This is a genomic window from Sulfitobacter marinus (genome assembly GCF_900116285.1).
Taxonomy (GTDB): domain Bacteria; phylum Pseudomonadota; class Alphaproteobacteria; order Rhodobacterales; family Rhodobacteraceae; genus Sulfitobacter; species Sulfitobacter marinus.
This window is the reverse complement of sequence record NZ_FPAJ01000002.1, coordinates 160,533-183,701: the sequence shown is the minus strand read 5'-3', so window position 1 is coordinate 183,701 and position 23,169 is coordinate 160,533. Positions and strand designations below refer to the sequence as shown.

Sequence of the window (23,169 nt, the reverse complement as noted above, 5' to 3'; positions counted from 1 at the left end):
CGGGTGCGTAGGCGGGGCTACTTTCCCAGTAACGTCTTGGATGCGGCAACGATCCCCTCGCGCGATGGCAGTGTCGCAGCATAAGCAGGGCCTGTGGCGATAAAGCTGTCTTCGGCCGTGAGGCGCGCGAAATGGGCGACGCCGCGTTCCTGCATCAGGGCCATGATGGCTTCGGCCTGACCACCGGTGCGGCGACATTCATCCACGATCAGAACGGGGCGGTCACCGATAGCAGTAATAATCGCATCTTCGGCCAAGGGCGCGAGCCAACGCATGTCGATTACGCGCGCTTGCACGCCTAGAGCCGCCAGATCAGCCTGCGCCTGCCGACCTAGGTAATGGCCATTGCCATAGGTCACGATCGCCAAGTCACTGCCATCGCCATGCACGCCAATCTCTTGCAAGCCGATCCGCTCATCGGGCGCGGGGTAGGACGTCATCCAGCCGCCATCACCAGCTTCCAGCAGATCCCGCATCGGGTAGAGCGCGATCGGTTCGACAAACACGACAACCCGTTGCTCTTCGCGCGCAAGGCGGTGTGCTTCGCGCAGCATCATCGCCGCATCCGCGCCGGTGGAAGGACACGCAATGATGATGCCGGGAATGTCGCGCAACACAGCCAAGGAGTTGTCATTGTGGAAATGCCCGCCGAACCCCTTTTGATAGCCCAGCCCCGCAATGCGCAGCACCATGGGGTTGGTCCACTGCCCGTTGCTGAAAAACGGCAAGGTTGCCGCCTCGCCGCGCAACTGATCCTCGGCATTGTGCAAATAGGCCAGGAACTGGATTTCGGGCATCGGGACAAAGCCATTATGTGCGGCACCAATGGCGAAACCCAGAATGGATTGCTCATCCAGTAATGTATCCACCACGCGGGCGGGGCCAAAACGCGATTGCAGCTTTTGCGTGACGCCGTAAACACCGCCCTTGCGGCCCACGTCCTCGCCCATGATCAGGGTTTCAGGATGGGCCAGCATCAGATCATGCAGCGCCCAGTTGATGATCTTGGACAACGGTTGCGGGGCCGTCATTTGGTTAATATCACCCCCGAACAGCTCTGCTCGGCGCGCGTCGGACGGGCCATTGACCAGCGCACAGGCGCGTTTGGGCGGCACAATGCTGAACATTACATCCGCCGCCGATTGCAGATGCGGGCGGGTCACAACATCATCGGCGGCCTGCGCGACAGCATCCAACATTTCGGTGTAAATCGCCAATGCTTCGCCCGCAGTCAAAGTACCGGCATCGGCCAACAGACGCACAGTATGCAACAACGGATCATTCGCCTCGTCGGCCTCGACCTCGGATTTCGGCAGGTAACTTGTCGCGATATCGGCCCCCGCATGGCCATAAAGCCGCACGGTGCGCAGATGCAGAAAGGCGGGCTTGCGATGCTTGCGGACAAAATCCGCCGCGGCCTTGGCTGCGGAATAGGCCGCGAACAAATCCAAGCCGTCCGCCTCGAAATACGCAAGACCCGGACGTGCCGACATGGAGGCGTTGATCCACCCGGTTGGCGTCTTCGTCGAAATGCCAATGCCATTGTCCTCGCACACGAAGAGCAACGGCAAAGGGACTCCCTGAACTGCAGTCCAACAAGCCGCATTGATAGCCCCTTGCGCCGTGGAATGGTTCGCTGATGCGTCCCCAAAACTGCACATTGCAATCCCATCATGGGCCAGCAATCGATGTTCCGGCGGGTTACGCCGGGCCAACCCCAACGCGTGGGCCGCACCGAGCGCTTTGGGCAAATGGCTGGCAATGGTCGACGTCTGCGGCGGGATCATCAGGCGGCGGCTACCCAACACCTTGTGACGCCCTCCACTGGTCGGATCGTCCGAGGAACAAGCAAAAGACAGCAACATGTCGCGCAACATATCTTGCCCGCCGACCTGATCAGCGCGCGCGATCTGAAAGGCAGCATCCCGGTAATGGAGAAAAGCTATATCATCGGGGCGCAGTGCATGAGCAACGGCAGCCATTCCCTCATGCCCGCTGGACCCAATGGTATAGAACCCCTGCTTATTGGCCTGCATCACACGGCTTTGCAGATCCAGCGCACGGGATAAAACCTGCGCACGGTACAATCCGACAGCCGATGCATTATCCAATCCGGGAGTGACGGCGCCGCCAACAGGAAAATCCTGCGCCGCAATGCGACGCAGGAAATTATCATGAACAATCTGTACGCGGTCCATTGTCACCATTCCGATCTGGCCAAAGGCTCCTCCAAAAGGTGCCTCCGGCGGGGATATTTAAGAGCCAGAGAAAAAGGAACCAATTCCGCTCTTCTCTGGCTTCTAAATATCCTCGGGGGAGTTTGAGGGGGCAGACAGCCCCCTCATTCCGTCTTTAGAAAAATGCCTGAAGGCCGGTTTGGGCACGACCCAAGATCAACGCATGGACGTCATGTGTACCTTCATAGGTATTGACCGTCTCTAGGTTCATCATATGGCGGATCACTTGGTATTCTCCGCTAATACCATTACCGCCGTGCATATCACGCGACATGCGTGCGATATCCAGGGCCTTACCGCAGTTGTTGCGTTTCACGATCGAGATCATCTCAGGCGCGGCGTTGGCTTGATCCATCAAGCGGCCGACCTGCAAGGATGCCTGAAGTCCGAGCGAGATTTCCGTCATCATGTCGGCAAGTTTCTTCTGAAACAGCTGTGTCTGCGCCAGCGGCTTGTTGAACTGCTTGCGGTCCAATCCGTACTGACGCGAGGCGTGCCAGCAGAACTCGGCCGAGCCAAGAACGCCCCAGCTGATGCCATAGCGCGCGCGGTTCAAACAACCGAACGGGCCTTTAAGGCCTTCGACATGGGGCAGCAACGCGTCTTCGCCGACTTCGACGTTATCCATGACGATTTCACCGGTGATCGATGCACGCAGGGACAGTTTGTTACCGATCTTTGGTGCGGACAGCCCTTTCATGCCTTTCTCAAGGATGAAGCCGCGGATTTTTCCGCCATGTTCTTCGGATTTGGCCCAGACCACAAACACATCTGCGATCGGCGCGTTCGAAATCCACATTTTGGACCCGATCAGCTTGTACCCGTTTGCCGTTTTCACGGCCCGCGTTTTCATACCTGCGGGGTCAGATCCTGCATCAGGTTCGGTCAGGCCGAAGCAGCCGATGAAATCACCGCTCGCCAGCTTGGGCAGGTACTTTTTGCGCTGTGCCTCGGACCCGTAGGCATAGATCGGGTACATTACCAAGCTGGATTGCACGGACATCATCGACCGGTATCCGCTGTCCACGCGTTCAACTTCGCGCGCCACCAGACCGTAGGACACATAGTTGCCGCCCAAGCCGCCGTATTCCTCGGGGACTGTCACGCCCAACAGGCCCATATCGCCCATTTCTTTGAAAATCGCAGGGTCCGTCACTTCATTCGCAAAGGCGTCAATCACGCGGGGCTGCAGCTTTTCCTGCGCGTAAGCGCGCGCACTTTCCTGGATCATGCGTTCGTCTTCGGTCAGTTGATCTGTCAGACGGAACGGGTCCGTCCAATCAAAGCTGCTCATGTTTGGCGCGTCTTTGGCCTTGAGAACTGGGGCTTCGGCGTTCATTCGGTATCCTCCCAATGGGTGTAGGTTTGGGCGAACTATTGCAAAGACGGGCGCGGAATACTATCGCTGCTTTATCCTAGAGTTATGAGTTTTAGTCATATGATAGCCCCCCGCCGTTTTCTGCCCTCTATCAACGCATTGCTCGCTTTTGAGGCTGTTGCACGGCTAGGAAGCGCCACGCAGGCGGCGCTTGAGCTGTGCTTGACCCAAAGTGCAATCAGCCGACAACTGAAAACTCTCGAAGACCAGCTGGGTGTTGCGCTGTTGGACCGGAAAGGCCGGCAGTTGGTGCTGACCGATGCCGGGAAAAGCTATGTCGTTCAGGTGCGCGAAGTATTGAACAGGCTGGCGCAGGCGTCGATCTCGGCACGTACAAACCCGATGGCCGGGGCGCTGAACCTCGCGATCCTTCCCGGCTTTGGCATGCATTGGCTGGCACCGCGTTTGCGCGATTTTGCCCAAGCCCACCCCGAGGTCACTGTGAACCTCAGCACACGGTTGAATCCGTTTTCATTCCAAAGCAGTCCCTTTGATGCGGCGATCCATTTTGGTAAAGAAGACTGGTCCGGCGCCGCCTATCTGCACCTGATGCCGGAAACGGTCGTGCCGGTATGTGCACCCGAATTGCTGGAGACGCCGCTGAACAGCCCCGCCGACATCCTGCGTTATCCCCTGCTGCACCTTGAGACCCGACCAAAGGGGTGGGCACGCTGGCTTGAGGCGCTTGGTGTACGCGATGAGCCACCATCCGGCATGATATTTGACCAGTTTTCGACCATGGCACAGGCAGCGGTGCACGGACTTGGCGTGGCCTTGCTGCCCACTTTTTCCGCCGATCCCTATTTACGCGCAAAACAGCTGGTTCTGGCCTCGACTCAGACGACGCAGAGCATCGGGAATTACTATCTGGTCTGGCCCGAGGATCGCGTTGAGACCGCAGCGCTGCGGTCCTTTAAGGCCTGGCTCACTACACAGACAGATGAAAATCTTTAACGGCTCTCGAATTATTCGCCCTATTTCCGTCACAATATTATCTTAAGCGACGCTTAACTGTAACCGGGTGGGGCCGCTGTCAGGAGCATTCACTATGCCAACTACTTTTCACAAGGCCGCGGCAACCTTTGCCACAGTCACTTTGGCAACGAGCGGTAGTGCCGTGCTCGCGCAGACCCATGACGTCATGGTGTTGGATCAGGCGTTCTTTCCCGCTGTTATCTATGTAGATGCGGGCGACACGATAACGTTTACGAACAGCTCGGAGAGTTCAAGAACGATCACAGCTGCAGATAAGTCGTGGGAGTCAGAGGCCCTAAGCCAGGGCAGCAGCTTCAGCTATGTGGTTGATCGATCTTCATCGCTGGTTTTCACCAGCTCCGCCGGTCAAGGCGACGGTCCCTATGAGGGTACGATCAGCTTTGACGAGCCGCCCCTAAGCGAATAGCTCCCCGCCACTGAACGGCGCAAGGTTACTTAAACGCTGGCGTTATCTGCTTTAGCACAGCTGCGGACTGAGCTTTCGATGCCCACATAGCAATCAGTAAAGCCCACAAAAAAAAGCGCGCCATCGCGAAATGGCGCGCCTTAAACCTGTGAAGCCTATATTATTTCAGCGTGATGCGCCCATCAACATAGGGCGTGTAGGCCCCGTTCGCCGCGATGAATTCAGCCGTGACATCTGCAACATCCGGGCCGTAGTCATAGGCGTTTTCGGCTGTCTTGAACATCGCATAGCCGTCGCCGCCATTGCGCACGTAGTTGTTGGACACAACGCCGTAAACCTTGGCTGGATCAATCGGTTCGCCAGCGACCATCACGTCACTGATGCGGCTGCCAACTTCAGCTTTTGCATCCACGGCATAGGTCATACCTGCCACTTGTGGGAAACGGCCTGCGACTTCCTCGATCTGGCTGACGCCGTTTTCAAGAGCCTCAAGCATGGTCGCGCCAGACACCTGGAATGTGGACAGGGTGTTTTGGAACGGCAGCACCGTCAGAACTTCGCCCATTGTTACCTCGCCCGCGTCAATCGAAGACCGGATGCCACCGCTGTTCTGGATTGCGATTTGCACGCCTTGGTCGGCCACACGCGCCAGCATCGCGTCGGCGATCAGGTTACCCATTGCGCATTCCATAACCCGGCAAACGGAACGGTCGCCTTCGATCATCTCGGATGTTTCGGCCACGACCTTGTTGCGAATCTCATCCAACGGCTGTGCCAGTTCAGCGATGCGCGCAATGGTGCCTTCGTCCTCGGCAACGCCCGCGTCAATCAATATCGGCTCACCCGAGGCTTCTTTCAGGTTGCCGTCATCGTCAAAGGTGACGTTCAGCTCGCCCAAGTATTTACCAAAGGCGTATGCCTGAACGATGGCTGTTTCATTAACCATCGTAGGGTATGCCCCTTCGGCACGGTCGTTCGAGTTGGACAGCAACGTGTTGGAATGCCCGCCCACGATCACATCAACACCTGTGGTGTTTGCTGCGACCATCTGATCGACCTTATAACCCGAGTGGCTGAGCACGATGATCTTGTTCACGCCTTGTGCGGTCAGCAGATCAACTTCACCCTGCACGGCTGCAACGGAATCGGTAAAGATCACGTTTTCACCAGGGCTGGCCAGCTCGTCTGTGTCTTCGGTCGTCAGACCAATCAGGCCAATTTTTTCTCCGCCGCGCTCAAGCACGGCTGATTTTGCCAGCTTGCCCGCCAAAAGCGGTTCAGCAGAGATATCAGCGTTCGACATCAGGATCGGGAATTCAAGCGCATCCATAAACCCGGCCAGCACTTCGGGGCCGTCGTCGAATTCGTGGTTGCCGACGGTCATACCATCATAACCCAGCTTGTTCATCATCTCGGCGGCCATCTGGCCCTTGTAGTAACTATAGAAAAGCGACCCTTGGAACTGGTCGCCGCCATCCACGAGAATGTAGTTGTTGGTCCGCGCCTTGGCATCTTTGATCGCATTCACCAAACGGGCCGTACCGCCAAAGCATTTGCCCTCAGCGTTGTCATCGGATGAACACGGGCCGTCATATTTGCTGATCGGTTCAAACCGGGCGTGAAAGTCATTGGTGTGCAAAATGGTCAGGCTATAATCAGCCTGCGCAACACCCGCTGTCAAAGCAAGCGCTGCTGTTGCGGTCAGGAATCGTTTCATGGTGGTACCCCCAAAGTTGTAATTTTTCTATATCGTGACCTTCGTCTTGCCATCTGTCAAAGATCATTTGCACCAATCATGGCCTGCCGCAGGGTCAAGTCACGCAAGATGCCCTGCACTGCACAGGTCTTGACCGTTTGCCATCGCCAAGGCATCACGGGCTCATGTTGATATACAAAATTTTCCGCGCCGACGAATGGCAAACACTGCGCAACGCGGGCAAAACCCAAGGTGCACCAATTGACGTGGCCGATGGCTATGTCCATTTCTCAACCGCATCCCAAGCCGCCGAAACAGCGGCAAAACATTTCGCGGGCGAAGAAGATTTATTCTTGCTTGCCGTGGAAACCGACCGGTTGGATGACGCCCTGAAATGGGAGGTGTCGCGCGGTGGCGCAGAATTCCCCCATCTTTATCGCGATCTTCAATTGACCGACGTCGCATGGGCGCAACCTTTGCCGCTGCTAGACGGCGCGCATCAGTTTCCGGCGGGGTTTGAAACCGCGTGACCGATTATATTGATCCCGACCGCGCGCAATTTGATGCCTTTAAGGGGCTGGACCGCGACACACCTTTGAACATGCTGAACCTTGTGCGCTTGTGCAAGTATGCCGATTACCCAAGCGATCACGCGCTGGCCGCCAAGAACCTGACCGGTGCCGAAGCCTACAAGAATTACGGTGCCGCAAGCGGCCCTGTGTTGGCTGACGTAGGCGGCTCTATCATCTGGCGTGGTCAGTTCGAGGCCACGTTGATTGGTCCCAGCGACGAAGCATGGGACATTATGTTCATTGCCCACTACCCCAACGCCCATGCATTTTTGCAGATGATATCAGACCCGCGCTACAAGCAGGCCGTAGTTCACCGTCAAGCGGCTGTTGTCACGTCACGGCTGATCCGCAGTGGTCCCCTCCCCATCACGGATGAATTTGCATGAAACATTTCGCGGAACAAATCGGCCTGCGCGCCCTGCGCAAGATCGACCCAGAGGCCGCGCATGGCCTTGCGATCTCGGCCTTGCGAATGGGGTTGGCACCAATGCCGGGACCCGTGACTTCGGATCGGCTGAAAATCACATTGGCCGGAATGGCGCTGCCGAACCCGGTGGGTCTGGCCGCCGGATTTGACAAAAACGCAACCGCCATTGCGCCACTTTCAAAAGCGGGTTTTGGCTTTATCGAAGTGGGTGCAGCCACACCCTTGCCCCAGCCCGGCAATGACAAACCCCGCCTGTTTCGCCTGACCGAGGACCGCGCCGCAATCAATCGCTTCGGGTTCAACAACGAAGGGATGGATGCGATTTGCGCCCGCCTGCGCGACCGGGCACCCGGCATTCCCGTCGGTCTGAACCTTGGGGCCAATAAAACCAGCACGGACCGCGCCGCCGATTTCGCGCGTGTGATGGAGAAAGCCCGCGATCACGTAGATTTTGCGACCGTCAATGTATCGTCCCCCAACACCGAAAAGCTGCGTGATTTGCAGGGCAAGGCCGCGCTGGCCGCACTTTTGTCAGGTGTTATGGACGTGCGCCGATCAACGCCCGTCTTCCTGAAAATCGCGCCGGACCTGACCGAGGCCGAAATCGCAGACGTCGCCGATGTGGCCAATCAGGCGGGCGTGGCTGCAATCATTGCCACAAACACAACATTGGACCGCACCGGATTGCACAGCCCCCACCGCGACGAGATGGGCGGACTATCGGGTGCACCGCTGTTTGAAAAATCAACCCGCGTGTTGGCGCGCCTATCGACATTGACCGACATTCCGTTGGTCGGTGTGGGCGGTATCGGATCGGCCCAAGATGCCTATGCTAAGATTTGCGCAGGGGCCTCGGCGGTTCAGCTTTATACCGCGTTGGTTTACGGCGGCCTATCGCTGGCCGCTGATATTGCGCGGGGGCTGGATCAACTGCTGGCACGCGATGGCTTTGCCACGGTTGCCGACGCCGTTGGCAGCAGACGCGAGGGGTGGCTGTGATCACCATTTGGCACAACCCGCGCTGCTCAAAGTCACGCCAGACCTTGGCACTGATCGAGGCCACCGGGGCGAAGGTCGCCGTGCGCCGTTACCTGGACAGCCCGCCCACAATGGCAGAGCTTGAAGCGGCAAAATCCGCACTTGGTCTGCGGCCCATCGACATGATGCGCACGGGCGAGACCCGGTTCAAAGAGCTGGGTTTGAGTAAGGATAGCGATGATTTGACCCTGATGAAGGCGATGGTCGAAAACCCGATCCTGATCGAGCGCCCTATCGTCTTTAAAGACAGCCAAGCGATCATCGGACGACCACCGGAAACAGTGAACATTTTGCTGGCGGGCTGAGCCGGAATTTTCCAAAAATTCCGGCTCAGCCCGCGGCCCGCTCAAGCGCCGGATAACGCAGGCCAAGCGTCACGCCGCGGGCGATAAAACTGACCAGCAGGGAAATCCATAAACCGTGATTGCCAAGCATGGGCACCAAAACCGCCGCGCACGCACAATAGATGGCAAAGGATACCGCCATCATATTGCGCATGTCCCGCGACCGCGTTGCCCCGATGAAAATCCCATCCAGCATCCACGAAGCACAGCCCAGCAACGGGGCGGCGATCATATAGGGCAGGAACGCCCGCGCCTCGACGCGCACCAATGGGGCCGTCGTCATCAGATCAATAATCGCGCCGCCGCCAATCGCGAACCCCACCGTCATCAACGTGCAAGCCAGCAAGCCCCAGCCGCTGGTCAGCAGCGCACTGCGCCGCAGGACATCGCGCTGTTTTCGGCCCATCGCGCGACCGACCAACGCCTCGGCCGCAAAGGCAAAGCCATCCAGCGCATAAGCGGTGATCATCAAAAACTGCAGCAACACCTGATTGGCCGCCAGCTTTACATCGCCAAAACCCGAACCGAGAAACAGGAACGACACAAAGATCGCTTCCAGCAACAAGGACCGGACCAGAATATCACTGTTCACCTTCATCATGTTGATCCAGCGCGGGCCGTCAAATACTTGGACCCAGTCGCGCCACGCCGGCACAGCAAAGGCCGCGCGACAGAACCAAAGACCCAAGGCAGCCCCCGTCCATTCAGCAAGGAAAGTGGCAAAGGCCACACCTTCAACGCCCCAATCCAGACCCAGCACGAACCACAGATCCAGCAGGATGTTCAGCCCGTTCATCCAGACCTGAATGACCAGTACCGCACGGGTGCGTTCTTGGGCGATCAGCCAGCCGGTGATGGCATAAATCGCAATCGCCGCAGGTGCCGACCAGATGCGGATTTGCATGTAGGAACGGGCAAGCCCCTCGACCTCTGCACTGGCGGGGGACACCTGAAACGATGCCCAGAACAGGGGAATCTGCAGCAGAATAATGGCAAACCCTGCCAACCCGCCGATCAGCAAACCGCGCGTCAGTAGCGCCGCAACTTCGGCATCGTCGCCATTGCCGGCGGCTTGGGCCGTCAGGCCAACCGTCCCCATACGCAAAAACCCGAACAACCAATAGAGCGCGGAAAGGATGATTGCGCCGATACCCACAGCCCCGATCGGGGCCGCAAGACCCATCTGCCCCACAACGCCGGTATCCACAGCCCCCAATATCGGCACCGTCGCGTTGGAAATTACAATTGGGATCGCAATATTCAAAACACGGCGGTGGGTCACCACCTCGCTGGCGGAAAGCCGACCTTGCGCGACCGCGCTTACCTCGCCCTTCGGGATTGCTTCAGTCACGGCGTTGCGGCATCAGGAAATGCCCTGTCGCCTGCGCAAACAGTTTTGCACGGTTATCTTGCCATGCCTCGACATGGACCGAAGCATATCGGCGCCCGGATCGATTAATTCTGGCCCGCGCATAGGCATCGCGGGGCAAGCCAGAGCGCAGGTAATCGACGGTAAAGTCAATCGTCTTGGGTAAGCGCGGCATATGCTCGCTGTCCATTTTTTCGACGTCCAGCACCCCGGATTCCAGATCTTCCCACAGATAGCTCCAGCTCAGCGTGATAATCGATGTCACCTCAAGAAAGGATGCCGTGGCCCCGCCGTGAAGAGCCTTGATGATCGGGTTGCCAATCAGCTTTTCAGAAAAGGGCAATATCGCAGTCAGCTCGTCGCCGCGGCGGTCAAATTCAATGCCCAGAAAATTGATATAGGGCACGCCGCTGATCAGCGCATTCAGCGCTCCGTCACGGCGCTTTTTGACGACCTGAACGGCCTCTGGTTTGGTACGTCCGCTCATCATTTACCCTCCACTACAAAGCTGCCTGTGGCCGTGGCGACCGGGTTTGTGTCTTCCTCGTCATGGGCGGTGGCGCGCACAAAGGCGACGGATCGCGTGACGTGGTAGCATTCTGCGCGGGTGGTGATTTTCTGGCCGGGTTTGGCCGCCCGCAAATATTCAATACGCAGGTCAATGGTGGCCGTCCCACCGGGGCTACTGGGATGGCTCATCACCGCAGCGCCGCAGCAGGTATCCATCAGCGCCGACACCGCGCCGCCGTGAACCACCCCGGTACGCGGGTCGCCCACAAGCTTGGAATCATAGGGCATCGAGATAACCGCGCTGCCATCACCAATATCCTCTAGCGACATATTCAGCGCATCGCTGAATGGCAAAGCTGCGATAAATTGTCCGGCAATCCGCATTTTGTCTGACATTTGTCAGTTCCCTTTGAAATCCTGTCACTTATATCAACCATCCCCGCCGCAAAGAGCAACCCCGCCTGTTGCGCTTGGCTCAGCTTGCGCATAGTTTCCGAAGCGAGGAGAAAGTAATGTCCGAGAAACGCCTTACCTTTAAGGAGATGTGTGCCGAGTTTGACGTAACGCCGCGGACCTTGCGGTATTATGAATATATCGAATTGCTGCATCCCGAACGTGATGGCCGGTCGCGCAGCTATGGCCCACGGGAAATTGCACGTATGAAATTGATCATGCGCGGACGCAAATTTGGGTATTCCCTAGAAGGCATCCGCCAGTGGTTGCTGATCTACGAAAAAGAAGGCACCGAAGCGCAGATGCGTGCATGGGTCGTCAGCGCAGACCGGCAATTGCTAGAACTGGCCGATCAACGTGCCCAGTTGGATGAAGCAATAGACGAGCTGCAGCGCCTTCGCGATGATACGGCAGATGCCCTAAAAGAGATGTAGGTCGCCCGCGGGTGCAGAGCGCGCCTTTTTAATCTGTCTGCCCCCATCAGCCATGTCGGTAATTCCATAAAATTCATTCAAACTTAGCGGGAATGAACGCGATTATCCGCGCAAAACACCTTGCAGGTGGGCCCTTTTGACGATCTTTTAAAAGTTGACGTGAATTTACCTTAGGTAAACCCAAAAGTGACGTGACGTACTACTACGTCAACTGTATCCCGTGTTGTAATGCATCCTCGAACCCCCCAAATCGGTCTCGAATGGCCTTTTATGCGAGAGTGGCACCGACAAATGAACACTACGACAATGACCATCCGCGAGATGTGCGATACATTTGATGTAACCCCGCGAACATTGCGTTTTTACGAAGCAAAAGAACTGCTGTTTCCAGAGCGGCAAGGACAAAAGCGCCTTTTCACCAAGCGTGACCGCGCCCGCTTGAAACTGATCATCCGTGGCAAACGCTTTGGCTTCAGTCTCGAAGAGATTCGCCAGCTGCTTGACCTCTATCACATGGGTGACCAGCAACAGACCCAGCTGGCCCGCACCTATGACATCGCCCGCGACCGGCTGGCCGATCTCGAAGCGCAGCGCGACGAAATAGATCAAGCCATCGACGATTTGCGCGACCAGCTGAAATGGGGGGAAAAGATGATCGCCTCACTCAGCAACCCGCGTAAAGCGGCAGAATAACCCGAACCACCAACAGTTTTACAGATATCCGCCCAAGGGAGAACCCACCATGCCGAGCTACACAGCACCCATCAAAGACATGCAATTCGTGCTACACGATGTACTGCAGGTCACCGAGCAGATCATCCCAGGCTATGATGAGCTTGAGGCCGATTTCACCTCGGCTATCCTTGAGGAAGCAGGCAAGCTGACCTCGGAAGTGCTGGCACCGCTGAACGCCGTGGGCGACAAAGAAGGCTGCCGTCTGGAAAATGGCGTTGTCTATACGCCAATCGGTTTTAAGGATGCCTTTGCCAAGGTCAAAGAAGGCGGCTGGCCCGGGCTGGACATGCCAGAACAATACGGTGGCCAAAATATGCCCTACGTCATGGGTACCGCCGTGGGCGAGATGTTCTCGGCCTCCAACCAAGCATTCACCATGTATCAGGGTTTGACCCACGGTGCGGCATCCGCAATTCTAGCCCACGGGTCAGACGCGCAAAAAGACACCTACCTGCCGAACATGGTCTCGTGCGAATGGACCGGCACCATGAACCTGACCGAACCACATTGCGGCACCGACCTGGGCCTGATGCGCACCAAAGCAGCACCTCAGGAAGACGGCAGCTATAAAATCTCTGGCCAGAAAATCTTTATCTCCTCCGGCGATCACGACATGGCCGATAACATCATCCATCTGGTTCTGGCCAAGATCGAAGGCGGCCCCGAAGGCATCAAAGGCGTGTCGCTGTTTATCGTTCCCAAGTTCATGGTGAACGAAGATGGCTCCCTTGGTGATCGCAACAGCCTTTCCGTCGGCTCCATCGAAGAGAAAATGGGCATCCACGGGAACTCCACCTGCGTGATGAACTATGATGGCGCTGTCGGCTATCTGCTGGGTGAAGAGCATAAAGGCATGCGCGCCATGTTCACGATGATGAACGAGGCCCGCGTTGGCGTTGGCATGCAAGGTCTGGCGCAGGCCGATGTTGCCTATCAAAACGCGTTGGACTACGCCAAGGACCGCCTGCAAGGCCGTGCCGTAACAGGGACCGAAAACCCCAATGGTCCGGCTGATCCGCTGATCGTTCACCCAGATATCCGCCGCAGCTTGATGGACCAGAAATCTTTTGTCGAAGGCGCACGCGCATTCATCCTTTGGGGTGCAAACCTGATCGACGCCGCGCACCGCTCCAACGATAAAGACGCGGATGGTCTGGTGTCTCTAATGACGCCCGTCATCAAGGGTTTCCTGACCGATGTGGGCTATGACATGACCGTCAAAGCGCAGCAGGTTTACGGCGGCCACGGCTACATCGAAGAATGGGGCATGTCCCAGTTCACCCGCGATGCCCGTATTGCAATGATCTATGAAGGGGCCAACGGCGTTCAGGCCCTTGACCTTGTGGGCCGCAAACTGGCGCAAGACGGTGGCAAACACGTGATGGCGTTCTTCGAGATGCTGAAAACCTTTATCAAGGAAAACACAGGCCAAGACGCCGAATTCGACGCGGCCTATCTTGAGCCACTGAAAGCCGCGAGCAAGGACCTGCAAGCCGCTGGTATGTACTTCATGCAAAACGGCATGAAAAACCCCAACAATGCTTTGGCTGGCTCGACCGACTTCATGCACATGTTTGGTCAGGTCTGCCTTGGCTATATGTGGGCGAAAATGGGTCTGGCCGCGAAAAAGGCTCTTGCAGACGGCACCGGCGACGCGTCCTTTTACGAGACGAAACTGGCCACCGGCCGCTACTACATGGCACGGCAATTGCCTGCCACAGCCCTGCACCTGACCCGCATCCAGACCGGTGCGGATACGGTGATGGCGCTGGACGCGGCAAACTTCTAAACTAGCAAAGGTGGGGGAAACCCCACCTAACGCTTTTCGAAAGGTTCCCGATGCCCAAACGTTTGCGCCTCACCCGCCGTTTCCCCGTCGCCATGACCGAAGACGGTTACCGGCGGCTCAAAAAATTCGCGACCGAGGCAGGACTAGACGAAGGGGAAGCGCTGTCTTTTCTCTTTGAAAACTTCAACAGCGTCATGAATGAAGAAAATCTGACAACGCGCCTGCGGCTCTTTAACGCCGAACTCGATGATCGAAAAAAATAACGCGAGAGAGGATGATACCGACCCTTCGGGGAGAGTTTACTTGGCAAAATGAAACGGGCGGCAAGGCCCTGCCTCAACCTTAGTGCAAACCAAGAAAGAGACAGGGTTTCACTTTGCACGCCGCTCAGCTCTCCAGCCTGCGGCGCGTCACGTTGATAAAGCGCAGCCACTAAGAACATCTTAAAATTGAAACCTTTTGATTTCATTTTGCCAAATAAACTCCACGGGGGTGTGGGGGTGTGCCCCCCCCACGTCGACCAGAGAGACAGAAAACGACCTTAGGGAGGTTCAAATGACCATCAAATTGCATTGCTTCGGAGAAAGCGGAAACGCCTACAAAGCAGCCCTTGCGCTGGAACTGTCTGGCCTTGCTTGGGAGCCGGTCAAAGTCGATTTTTTTGGCGGTGAAACGCGTACAGAGGATTTTCGCACCAGCACAAATGTGATGGGCGAAGCGCCGGTTATGATCGACGGCGATGTTAGGTTGACCCAATCCGGCGTGATTCAGGATTACGTGTCCGAGAAATCCGGCAAATTCGGCGGCAAAGATTCCACCGAACGGCGCGAGATTTTGCGGTGGGTTTTATGGGATAACCACAAGCTTAGCTCCAACGCTGGCATGACACGTTTTTTGATGAACTTCCTGCCCGAAAACAAGCAGCCTAAGGAAGTCATCAGCTTTATGCAGGGGCGTCTTACTGCTGCTTACGCAGTGCTTAACGATCATCTTGAAGGGCGTGACTGGATCGTGGGTGATGGCATCACCAACGCCGATCTAAGCTGCTGCGGCTACCTTTATTACCCCGAACCTTTCGGCTTCAACCGCAAGGATTGGCCAAATATCGACGCGTGGCTTACGCGTCTGAGCGAAACACCGGGCTGGAAAGCCCCGTATGACCTGATGCCCGGCAGCCCTGCTGACCGCGCTTGACTTAAAGGGAGACACCTAATGACTGAAGCCTATATTTATGACGCATTGCGCAGCCCGCGCGGTAAGGGCCGCAAAGACGGCGCGCTGCATGAATTGACATCGCTGCGCCTGTCCGCGCTGACGCTGAACGCGCTGAAGGACCGCAACAACCTTGAAGGTCACGCAGTCGAGGACGTGATCTGGGGCAACGTGACCCAAGTCATGGAACAGGGCGGTTGCCTTGCACGCTCGGCCGTGTTGGCATCTGATCTGGACGAGCGCATTCCGGGTCTTGCGATCAACCGGTTCTGTGCGTCCGGCATGGAGGCCGTGAACCTGGCCGCCAACCAGGTCAAGGGCGGTGCGGGCATGGCCTATATCGCGGGCGGCGTTGAAATGATGGGCCGCGTTGCCATGGGCAGCGACGGTGCTGCGATTGCGGTTGATCCCACGCTTGCGATGGAAAAATATTTCGTGCCGCAGGGCATTTCCGCCGACATTATCGCGACAGAATACGGTTTCACCCGTGAAGAAGCAGATCAGCTGGCGGTCAAATCCCAGCAACGCGCCAAGATGGCATGGGACGAAGGCCGTTTTGCCAAATCCGTCATCGACATTAAGGATCAGAACGGCCTGTCGATCCTGAGCCACGATGAATACATGCGCCCCCAGACCGACATGCAATCGCTTGGGTCGCTAAACCCTGCGTTTCAGCAGATGGGCGAAGTGATGCCCGGTTTCGACAAGATCGCGCTGATGAAGTACCCGCATCTTGAGAAAATTAACCACATCCACCACGCGGGCAACTCATCAGGGATCGTTGACGGTGCGGCGGCTGTGCTGATCGGCAACAAGGAATTCGGCGAGAAATACGGCATTAAGCCACGCGCCCGAATCCGCGCCACCGCCAAAATCGGCACCGATCCCACAATCATGTTGACCGGCCCTGTGCCCGTGACCGAGAAAATCCTAGCCGACAACGGCATGAAGATCGGCGATATCGATCTCTTCGAGGTTAACGAAGCCTTCGCCGCCGTGGTCATGCGTTTCATGCAGGCGTTCGACGTGGATGACAGCAAGGTCAACGTTAACGGCGGGTCCATCGCCATGGGTCACCCCTTGGGCGCGACCGGTGCCATGATCATCGGCACATTGCTGGACGAGCTTGAGCGGTCCGACAAAGAAGTCGGCATGGCCACGCTTTGCATTGCATCCGGCATGGGTGCAGCCACAATCATCGAGCGGGTCTAATGGGCGACCAACCCCATCCCTTCCACGCTGTCGCCGGTCTGGCGGCAAAGCGTGGATTGAAAGACCTGAAGATCAAGGAAGAACGCGGCGGGGCCTATGTGCGCCTCTATCAGAACACGCCGCCGCTGTTCTTTAAGCATCGCAATGATCCCAGCGACAGCTTTGACCGCGAGAGTTTCAACGACTTCAAACGGATATTGCTGAGCGAAGAAGATTGCACCGATGGCCCAGAGGCCACGATTGCTTTGATCCGATCACTGCTTGAAAAATTCGCTGATTACACATCTCAGCGCTCGTAACACACTCCAAATCAGGGAGAGATAAATGACCGATTTCACAATGACCAAGGACGCAGACGGCGTCGCCATCATCACCTGGGACGTCCCCGGTAAATCCATGAACGTCATGTCGATCGAAGGGTTGTCCGAACTGGACGCGATCATCGACACCGTTTTGTCCGACGACAGCATCAAGGGTGCGGTTGTCACGTCCGGCAAGGATGGATCCTTCGCGGGCGGTATGGACCTGAACCTACTGGCCAAAATGCGCGAAGATGCGGGCGATGATCCGGCCCAAGGGCTGTTCGACGGTACCATGAAAATGCACGCCCTGCTTCGCAAGATTGAACGTGCTGGCATGGACCCGAAAACCAACAAGGGCGGCAAGCCGATTGCGTCTGCTCTGCCCGGCACTGCCGCTGGTATCGGTCTGGAACTGCCACTGGCCACGCACCGCATTTTCGTCGCGGACAACCCCAAGGCGCGCATCGGCCTGCCCGAGATTATGGTCGGCATTTTCCCTGGTGCGGGCGGCACTACGCGCCTGACACGTAAACTGGGCGCAATGGGTGCGTCGCCTTTCTTGCTTGAGGGCAAGATGGTTGCACCATCCGCGGCGAAATCTGCGGGCCTTATCGACGAGGTTGTCGCCGATCCGGTTGCCGCCGCGAAAGAGTGGGTCTTGAACGCCAAAGACGCGGACATTCTGAAACCTTGGGATGCCAAGGGCTATAAAATGCCAGGCGGCGCGCCTTACCACCCCGCTGGCTTTATGACATTTGTCGGTGCCAACGCGATGGTAAACGGCAAGACCCAAGGTGCATTCCCGGCCGCCAAAGCATTGCTAAGCGCCGTATATGAAGGTGCATTGGTGCCGTTTGATACAGCGCTCAAGATCGAGGCACGCTGGTTCACCAACATCCTGATGAACCCGTCGTCATCCGCCATGATCCAATCGCTGTTCCTGAACAAGGAGGCCTTGGAAAAAGGTGCTGTGCGCCCCGAAGGTGTGCCAGACCAGCGCGTCAAAAAGCTGGGCGTTTTGGGTGCAGGCATGATGGGTGCGGGCATCACGCTTGTGTCTGTTCAGGCCGGTATCGAAGTTGTGCTGATCGACCAGACCCAAGAAGCCGCAGACAAAGGCAAAGCCTATTCCGCGAGCTTCTTTGACAAGGGCATTGCACGTCGCAAGTCCACCGAAGAGAAGAAGCAGGCCGCGTTGGACCTGATCACCGCGACCACCGATCTGGACGCGCTGAAAGGTTGCGATCTGATCATTGAAGCAGTGTTCGAAGACCCCGCCGTCAAGGCCGAGATGACCAAGAAGGTCGAAGCCGTGATCCCCGACGATTGCATTTTCGCCTCCAACACCTCGACCCTGCCGATCACGGAACTGGCCAAGGCATCGTCACGCGCGGATCAGTTCATCGGCATCCACTTCTTTTCGCCCGTCGAGAAGATGCTGCTGGTCGAGATCATCAAAGGCAAGGAAACCGGTGATCGTGCTGTGGCCAAATCGCTCGACTACGTGCGCCAGATCCGCAAGACACCCATCGTGGTGAACGACGCGCGGTTCTTCTATGCCAACCGCTGCATCATCCCTTATGCCAACGAAGGCGCACGGATGATCACCGAAGGTGTGGCACCGCAACTTGTGGATCACGCGGCGCAATTGCTGGGCTTCCCTGTTGGGCCCGTGCAACTGACCGACGAGACGTCCATTGATCTGGGGGCCAAGATTGCCCGCGCGACCAAAGCTGCGATGGGCAATGCCTATCCTGCGTCCCAAGCCGACGATCTGATTTTCTGGATGGAAGATCTGGGCCGTCTGGGCCGCAAAGCCAAAGCCGGCTTTTTCGACTATGATGAAAAGGGCAAGCGTCAGGGCTATTGGAAGGGCATGCACGACAAGTTCCCGCTGGCCGACGAGCAGCCTGATCTGCGCGATGTGCAGGACCGTCTGATGTTCGTTCAAGTGCTTGAAGCCGTACGCGCATTGGAAGAAGGCGTGCTGGAAGACATCCGCGAAGGCGATGTTGGCGCGATCCTTGGCTGGGGCTTTGCGCCTTGGTCCGGTGGCCCTTTCAGCTGGCTCGACATCATCGGCGCACCTTATGCCGCCGAGCGCTGTGACCAATTGCAAGCCAAGTTCGGCGATCGTTTCGAATGCCCTGCCCTACTGCGCGAGATGGCAGACAAAGGTCAGACATTCTATGGCCGTTTCGGGCCGGATGCCAAAGCCGCCTGATCAGGCGACACATCTAAAACACATACGGCCAGCAGGTGACTGCTGGCCGTTTTTGTATCTATCGCAATGGGTCCGTGGGCTAGTCCGCATCCCCGAAACGGTAGCCGAACCGCGCAATATCGACGGCACAAATCCGTGCAACAATCTGCGAAAGCGCGTCCGAATAATAGCTTTGGTATTCAGCATCGCGGTCAGAGGCGTTTTCGTTGGGCAGCGTCAGCGTGAACCCCAGATGGTCAAACAGGGGCTCGGCATCCTGCGCAAAATGCTCAAGCCGGATGAACAGATTACCCTGCTCTGCCCCCCCGCCGTCTTGCAGATAGCTGCCATAGGGGGCGTTTTGCAGGCTGGCTTGTAACGCGGGCGCTTCAAGGAATGCGGCGAAACTGTTTTGTTGCGCAAGCCGGACCATGGCGTGATCAAAGGATTGCACCCGCAGCCAGTGATAATAGCTTACGATCCGGTCCCACGGGTTGCGCACCAAGGTAAAACTAAACATTTGCGCAATCTCGTCGCGGGTCACCACCCCTTCAATATCGGCCAGCGTCGAATGTTTCCAAAGCCGCCCGGCCGCCTGCACATCCTTCATCCGCTTCCGGCGCTTTAGCGCTTTGGGGGTGTCGCCCAGCATGATGTCATCCTTCATAGCGCGCCCTTCCAGCGCCAGCGCCAGCGACGTCCCCCCGGTCTTGGGGATATGCACAAAGATGTAGTTGCGGCCACGGCTGATGATCATCGCACAGGCCTTTGCGCCGCGCGCGCGGCCCGCTGTGCGGCATCATCATTTGATTGGCTGTGTTTCATACTTTTAACTTCACGCAACTGGCGCAATACTCAAGCAGAAAAACCACGAACGCCGGAGGGTACATCATGGGTTGGATGAAAAACGAAGACGGATTGGAAAAGTGCCGCGCCAATTATGTGCCACTTAGCCCGCTGTCGCATCTGCAACGCGCCGCCCATGTGTTTCCCGATGTGCTGGCCATTTCTTATGGTCCGCACCGCACGACTTATGCCCAGTATCACGCAAGATGTAGCCGCTTGGCATCGGCTCTGGCGGATATGGGCGTGATTCCCGGCGACGTGGTATCGACCATTTTACCAAATATCCCTGCCCAAGCCGAGGCCCATTTCGGCGTGCCCGCATGCGGTGCCGTCTTGAACACCATCAACACCCGTTTGGACGTCGATACTGTCGCCTATATCCTTGACCACGGCGAGGCTAAAGTCGCGCTGGTTGATACACAATTTATCGAATTGGCCGAGGCCGCCTGCGCAGCACTAGACACGCCGCCCGCCCTGATCGAAGTCCCCGATGCCCATGCCAGTGTCCCCGCAACCGGACGGCACCCGACATATGAGGACCTGCTGGCCAAGGCTGATCCTGCCTATGCCTGGATCATGCCGCAGGATGAATGGGAAAGCCTTGCCTTGAACTATACGTCTGGCACAACGGGCCGGCCCAAGGGCGTTGTTTACCACCATCGCGGGGCGTATCTGATGACCATGGGCACAGTTGTCAGCTGGCGTATGGTGATGCGCCCGGTCTTTATGCAGATCGTGCCCTTGTTTCATTGCAACGGTTGGAACCATGCGTGGATGATGCCCCTTTTGGGGGGCACCTTGGTCTGTTGCCGCGACATCACCGCAAGCGCTATTTACGATGCCATCGCAGACCAAGGGGTGACCCATTTCGGCGGTGCGCCGATTGTGCTGAACATGCTGGTCAACACGCCCGACAGCGAACGCCGTGCGTTCGATCATGTTGTCGAAGTCTTCACCGCCGGTGCGCCCCCCGCCCCCGCGACCCTGTCCAAGATCGAGGCATTGGGTTTCAACGTCACCCAGGTTTACGGGCTGACCGAAACCTATGGCCACGTCACCGAATGCCTGTGGAGCGATGAGTGGGATGCCTTGCAAGGCGAAGACCGCGCCGCCGTGAAAGCCCGCCAAGGGGTGCCGATGCCAATGATGGAAGACATCACCGTATTGAACCCCGACATGACCCAAGTCACCAAGGACGGGGCCACCCAAGGCGAGATCATGATCCGCGGGAATTCGGTGATGAAAGGGTACTTTAAGAACCCCGAAGCCACGAAAGAGGCGTTTGAGGGCGGCTATTTCCATTCAGGCGATTTGGCTGTGCAGCATCCAAACGGCTATATGCAGATCGCCGACCGCGCCAAGGATATCATCATCTCGGGCGGCGAAAACATTTCCTCGGTTGAAATCGAAGGCGTGCTGATGGGGCACCCGGATGTGAACCTTGCTGCCGTGGTCGCCAAACCCGATGATAAATGGGGCGAGGTGCCTTGCGCCTTTGTTGAGCTGAAACCCGGCCAAACCGGGGACGAGGCGGCGATGATTGCCTTTGCGCGCGAAACTTTGGCGGGGTTCAAAGCCCCCAAAAAGGTCGTGTTCCAAGAGCTGCCAAAGACATCGACTGGCAAAATCCAAAAATTCGAACTGCGCAAGAAAGCGGCCACGCTCTAGCGGTTAGCCTGCGTGTCAAAGCAATGCGCTGTTCGGCTGGGCCAAGTGGTCGCCCTTCCCATAGACCTGTTTGAAATTCCTTGGAACAAACGGCGACCGCGCTGGTTGTCTCCCTGTAACGAAGGGCACTCGCGGACGACAGTTCGCTGCCTGAAAATTTTGTAACAGACACTTTTAACGAGTGACGGAAAGCGAATAACATGACACGGACTTCGAAACTTACCCTAAGCACTGCACTGATGGTTGGCACAATGTTTGGCGGCGCAGCCCTGGCAGCGGATAACGAAACAGTGGATCATACAGAAGTTGGATCGCTTAGCTGTGATGTTGGCGACGGCAGTGGTTTCATCATCGGTTCCAGCCGCGAGCTGACCTGCACCTTCAACCCTGTTGAAGAGGGCCAAGCAGACGAGACATATGTCGGCGAGATCAACCGCTGGGGTCTGGATATCGGTGAGACAACAAACGGCCAGATGTCATGGCTGGTTCTGGCACCAACCGAGTCCGAGTATAGCGAGGGTGGCCTAAACGGTTCCTATAAAGGCGTATCCGCCGAAGCGACATTTGGTGTAGGCCTTGGTGCCAACGTCATGACCGGTGGTTCCGAAAACACCTTGGCCCTGCAACCCGTAAGCGTGAATACCCAAAACGGCATGAACCTTGCTGTAGGTGTGGGCGAGATCAACCTGACACGCGTCGAAGGCTAAATCCTTCAGAAATGTTAAGAGCAAAGGGCGGTGTTATGCCGCCCTTTTTTCGTTCTAGCGGGCAGCGCCTAGACGTTTTTCAAAGCGCCACGAATTAATCACATACGGGCCCTCTTCGGTCTCGACCTCATAAGGCACCGTCGCGGCCAGAACCCAGCCGGACTTTTCGTAAAATCGTGCCGCGCGGTCATTACCGACCAGACAGGCCAGCCACTTTAACCCGTCACCAAGTGCTGCCTCAGCCTTCGCCATCAACTCGGTTGCGACACCGGAGCCTTGGAAACCCGGCGCGACGTAGAATTGATACAGCTCGTCACCCTCGATCATAAAGAACCCGGCCATTTCTCCCTTAATGCAAGCGACCTGCGTCTGCGCCAAATGCGCCTTGGTCCGAGTCAAAAACTCGTCCGCTGTACGCTGATTGATGAGTGATTTTGGTGCGGCTGCGCCATGCCCCTGCATCCATCCATGATGCCACAGTGCTGCAATCGCGGGGATGTCGGCAGATACGGCTGGTTTTACATCCATTAAGTTGATCTCCTACCCCTTTGCGCCATGCTGGCCTGCGCTGGCCCATTGCTCAAGTCTTATCAGATGGTAAAGTAGAGAAAAACAACAAGGCAGTATATCGCAGC

At 57.0% G+C, this 23,169-nt stretch carries 24 protein-coding genes; 16 read left to right on the top strand and 8 right to left on the bottom strand.

Annotated elements, in window-relative coordinates; all coding sequences use genetic code 11:
• Positions 1–17: 17 nt before the first annotated feature.
• Both BM347_RS06370 and BM347_RS06365 read right to left on the bottom strand, forming a co-directional pair.
• On the bottom strand, positions 18–2,198 hold the full coding sequence (locus BM347_RS06370; protein ID WP_093916063.1) for a thiamine pyrophosphate-dependent enzyme: 2,181 nt from the start codon (positions 2,196–2,198) through the stop codon (positions 18–20).
• Between the two features lie 154 nt (positions 2,199–2,352).
• A complete protein-coding gene (locus tag BM347_RS06365; protein WP_093915615.1) occupies positions 2,353–3,576 on the bottom strand; it encodes an acyl-CoA dehydrogenase in 1,224 nt (407 codons plus the stop codon).
• A 99-nt stretch (positions 3,577–3,675) separates the two neighbouring features.
• On the opposite strand from BM347_RS06365, the gene BM347_RS06360 reads away from it, so the two are divergent.
• Both BM347_RS06360 and BM347_RS06355 read left to right on the top strand, forming a co-directional pair.
• The gene (locus tag BM347_RS06360) at positions 3,676–4,569 is read left to right on the top strand and encodes a LysR substrate-binding domain-containing protein (RefSeq protein WP_093915614.1); all 894 of its coding nucleotides are present in this window, start codon (positions 3,676–3,678) and stop codon (positions 4,567–4,569) included.
• A gap of 94 nt (positions 4,570–4,663) precedes the next feature.
• Positions 4,664–5,017, top strand: coding sequence for a cupredoxin domain-containing protein (locus tag BM347_RS06355; RefSeq protein WP_093915613.1), 354 nt, complete (start codon positions 4,664–4,666; stop codon positions 5,015–5,017).
• A gap of 160 nt (positions 5,018–5,177) precedes the next feature.
• On the opposite strand, the gene BM347_RS06350 is transcribed toward BM347_RS06355, so the two are convergent.
• Positions 5,178–6,734: a bifunctional metallophosphatase/5'-nucleotidase gene (locus tag BM347_RS06350; protein ID WP_093915612.1), complete on the bottom strand. Its 1,557-nt coding sequence runs from the start codon at positions 6,732–6,734 to the stop codon at positions 5,178–5,180.
• A 164-nt stretch (positions 6,735–6,898) separates the two neighbouring features.
• On the opposite strand from BM347_RS06350, the gene BM347_RS06345 reads away from it, so the two are divergent.
• Genes BM347_RS06345 through arsC form a run of 4 tightly spaced genes read left to right on the top strand, consistent with a single transcriptional unit; the run spans position 6,899 to position 9,055 of the window.
• Positions 6,899–7,243 (top strand): DUF952 domain-containing protein, encoded by a 345-nt coding sequence (locus tag BM347_RS06345; RefSeq protein ID WP_093915611.1) that lies wholly within the window; start codon positions 6,899–6,901, stop codon positions 7,241–7,243.
• Positions 7,240–7,671 carry a DUF1330 domain-containing protein gene (locus BM347_RS06340; protein WP_093915610.1) on the top strand — a complete coding sequence of 144 codons (432 nt, stop codon included), beginning with the start codon at positions 7,240–7,242 and terminating at the stop codon, positions 7,669–7,671. Before BM347_RS06345 ends, BM347_RS06340 begins: the two co-directional genes overlap by 4 nt.
• Positions 7,668–8,711 carry a quinone-dependent dihydroorotate dehydrogenase gene (locus tag BM347_RS06335; protein ID WP_093915609.1) on the top strand — a complete coding sequence of 348 codons (1,044 nt, stop codon included), beginning with the start codon at positions 7,668–7,670 and terminating at the stop codon, positions 8,709–8,711. The genes BM347_RS06340 and BM347_RS06335 overlap by 4 nt, the downstream gene beginning before the upstream one ends.
• Positions 8,708–9,055: an arsenate reductase (glutaredoxin) gene (gene arsC / locus BM347_RS06330; RefSeq protein ID WP_093916062.1), complete on the top strand. Its 348-nt coding sequence runs from the start codon at positions 8,708–8,710 to the stop codon at positions 9,053–9,055. The genes BM347_RS06335 and arsC overlap by 4 nt, the downstream gene beginning before the upstream one ends.
• A gap of 25 nt (positions 9,056–9,080) precedes the next feature.
• On the opposite strand, the gene BM347_RS06325 is transcribed toward arsC, so the two are convergent.
• The 3 genes from BM347_RS06325 to BM347_RS06315 are packed head-to-tail and all read right to left on the bottom strand — an operon-like array spanning position 9,081 to position 11,369.
• Positions 9,081–10,445: an MATE family efflux transporter gene (locus BM347_RS06325; RefSeq protein WP_093915608.1), complete on the bottom strand. Its 1,365-nt coding sequence runs from the start codon at positions 10,443–10,445 to the stop codon at positions 9,081–9,083.
• Complete coding sequence (locus BM347_RS06320) at positions 10,438–10,950, bottom strand: PaaI family thioesterase (RefSeq protein WP_093915607.1); 513 nt, start codon at positions 10,948–10,950, stop codon at positions 10,438–10,440. The genes BM347_RS06325 and BM347_RS06320 overlap by 8 nt, the downstream gene beginning before the upstream one ends.
• Positions 10,950–11,369 (bottom strand): PaaI family thioesterase, encoded by a 420-nt coding sequence (locus BM347_RS06315; protein WP_093915606.1) that lies wholly within the window; start codon positions 11,367–11,369, stop codon positions 10,950–10,952. Before BM347_RS06315 ends, BM347_RS06320 begins: the two co-directional genes overlap by 1 nt.
• A 116-nt stretch (positions 11,370–11,485) precedes the next feature.
• Here BM347_RS06315 and BM347_RS06310 point away from each other — a divergent pair, with 116 nt between their 5' ends.
• The 8 genes from BM347_RS06310 to BM347_RS06275 all read left to right on the top strand — a co-directional run bounded on the left by BM347_RS06310 (position 11,486) and on the right by BM347_RS06275 (position 19,334).
• A complete protein-coding gene (locus BM347_RS06310; protein ID WP_093915605.1) occupies positions 11,486–11,860 on the top strand; it encodes a MerR family transcriptional regulator in 375 nt (124 codons plus the stop codon).
• Positions 11,861–12,151: 291 nt separating this feature from the next.
• Positions 12,152–12,553 carry a MerR family transcriptional regulator gene (locus BM347_RS06305; RefSeq protein ID WP_175498516.1) on the top strand — a complete coding sequence of 134 codons (402 nt, stop codon included), beginning with the start codon at positions 12,152–12,154 and terminating at the stop codon, positions 12,551–12,553.
• 49 nt (positions 12,554–12,602) lie between these two features.
• Positions 12,603–14,384 carry an acyl-CoA dehydrogenase C-terminal domain-containing protein gene (locus BM347_RS06300; protein WP_093915603.1) on the top strand — a complete coding sequence of 594 codons (1,782 nt, stop codon included), beginning with the start codon at positions 12,603–12,605 and terminating at the stop codon, positions 14,382–14,384.
• A 50-nt stretch (positions 14,385–14,434) separates the two neighbouring features.
• Positions 14,435–14,647, top strand: coding sequence for a hypothetical protein (locus tag BM347_RS06295; RefSeq protein WP_093915602.1), 213 nt, complete (start codon positions 14,435–14,437; stop codon positions 14,645–14,647).
• A gap of 292 nt (positions 14,648–14,939) precedes the next feature.
• On the top strand, positions 14,940–15,578 hold the full coding sequence (locus BM347_RS06290; RefSeq protein WP_093915601.1) for a glutathione S-transferase family protein: 639 nt from the start codon (positions 14,940–14,942) through the stop codon (positions 15,576–15,578).
• 18 nt (positions 15,579–15,596) lie between these two features.
• A complete protein-coding gene (locus BM347_RS06285) occupies positions 15,597–16,808 on the top strand; it encodes an acetyl-CoA C-acetyltransferase (RefSeq protein WP_093915600.1) in 1,212 nt (403 codons plus the stop codon).
• A complete protein-coding gene (locus BM347_RS06280) occupies positions 16,808–17,107 on the top strand; it encodes an acetyl-CoA acetyltransferase (protein WP_093915599.1) in 300 nt (99 codons plus the stop codon). The genes BM347_RS06285 and BM347_RS06280 overlap by 1 nt, the downstream gene beginning before the upstream one ends.
• A 25-nt stretch (positions 17,108–17,132) precedes the next feature.
• On the top strand, positions 17,133–19,334 hold the full coding sequence (locus BM347_RS06275) for a 3-hydroxyacyl-CoA dehydrogenase NAD-binding domain-containing protein (protein WP_093915598.1): 2,202 nt from the start codon (positions 17,133–17,135) through the stop codon (positions 19,332–19,334).
• Between the two features lie 79 nt (positions 19,335–19,413).
• Here BM347_RS06275 and BM347_RS06270 read toward each other — a convergent pair whose 3' ends face one another.
• Positions 19,414–20,070: a sulfotransferase family 2 domain-containing protein gene (locus tag BM347_RS06270; protein WP_093915597.1), complete on the bottom strand. Its 657-nt coding sequence runs from the start codon at positions 20,068–20,070 to the stop codon at positions 19,414–19,416.
• 134 nt (positions 20,071–20,204) lie between these two features.
• Between BM347_RS06270 and BM347_RS06265 the strand changes: the two genes are divergently transcribed.
• Positions 20,205–21,827, top strand: coding sequence for an AMP-binding protein (locus BM347_RS06265; RefSeq protein ID WP_093916061.1), 1,623 nt, complete (start codon positions 20,205–20,207; stop codon positions 21,825–21,827).
• Positions 21,828–22,027: 200 nt separating this feature from the next.
• A complete protein-coding gene (locus BM347_RS06260; protein WP_093915596.1) occupies positions 22,028–22,534 on the top strand; it encodes a DUF992 domain-containing protein in 507 nt (168 codons plus the stop codon).
• Between the two features lie 54 nt (positions 22,535–22,588).
• Here the strand turns inward: BM347_RS06260 and BM347_RS06255 are convergent, their stop codons facing one another.
• On the bottom strand, positions 22,589–23,062 hold the full coding sequence (locus BM347_RS06255) for a GNAT family N-acetyltransferase (RefSeq protein WP_093915595.1): 474 nt from the start codon (positions 23,060–23,062) through the stop codon (positions 22,589–22,591).
• Positions 23,063–23,169: the final 107 nt, after the last annotated feature.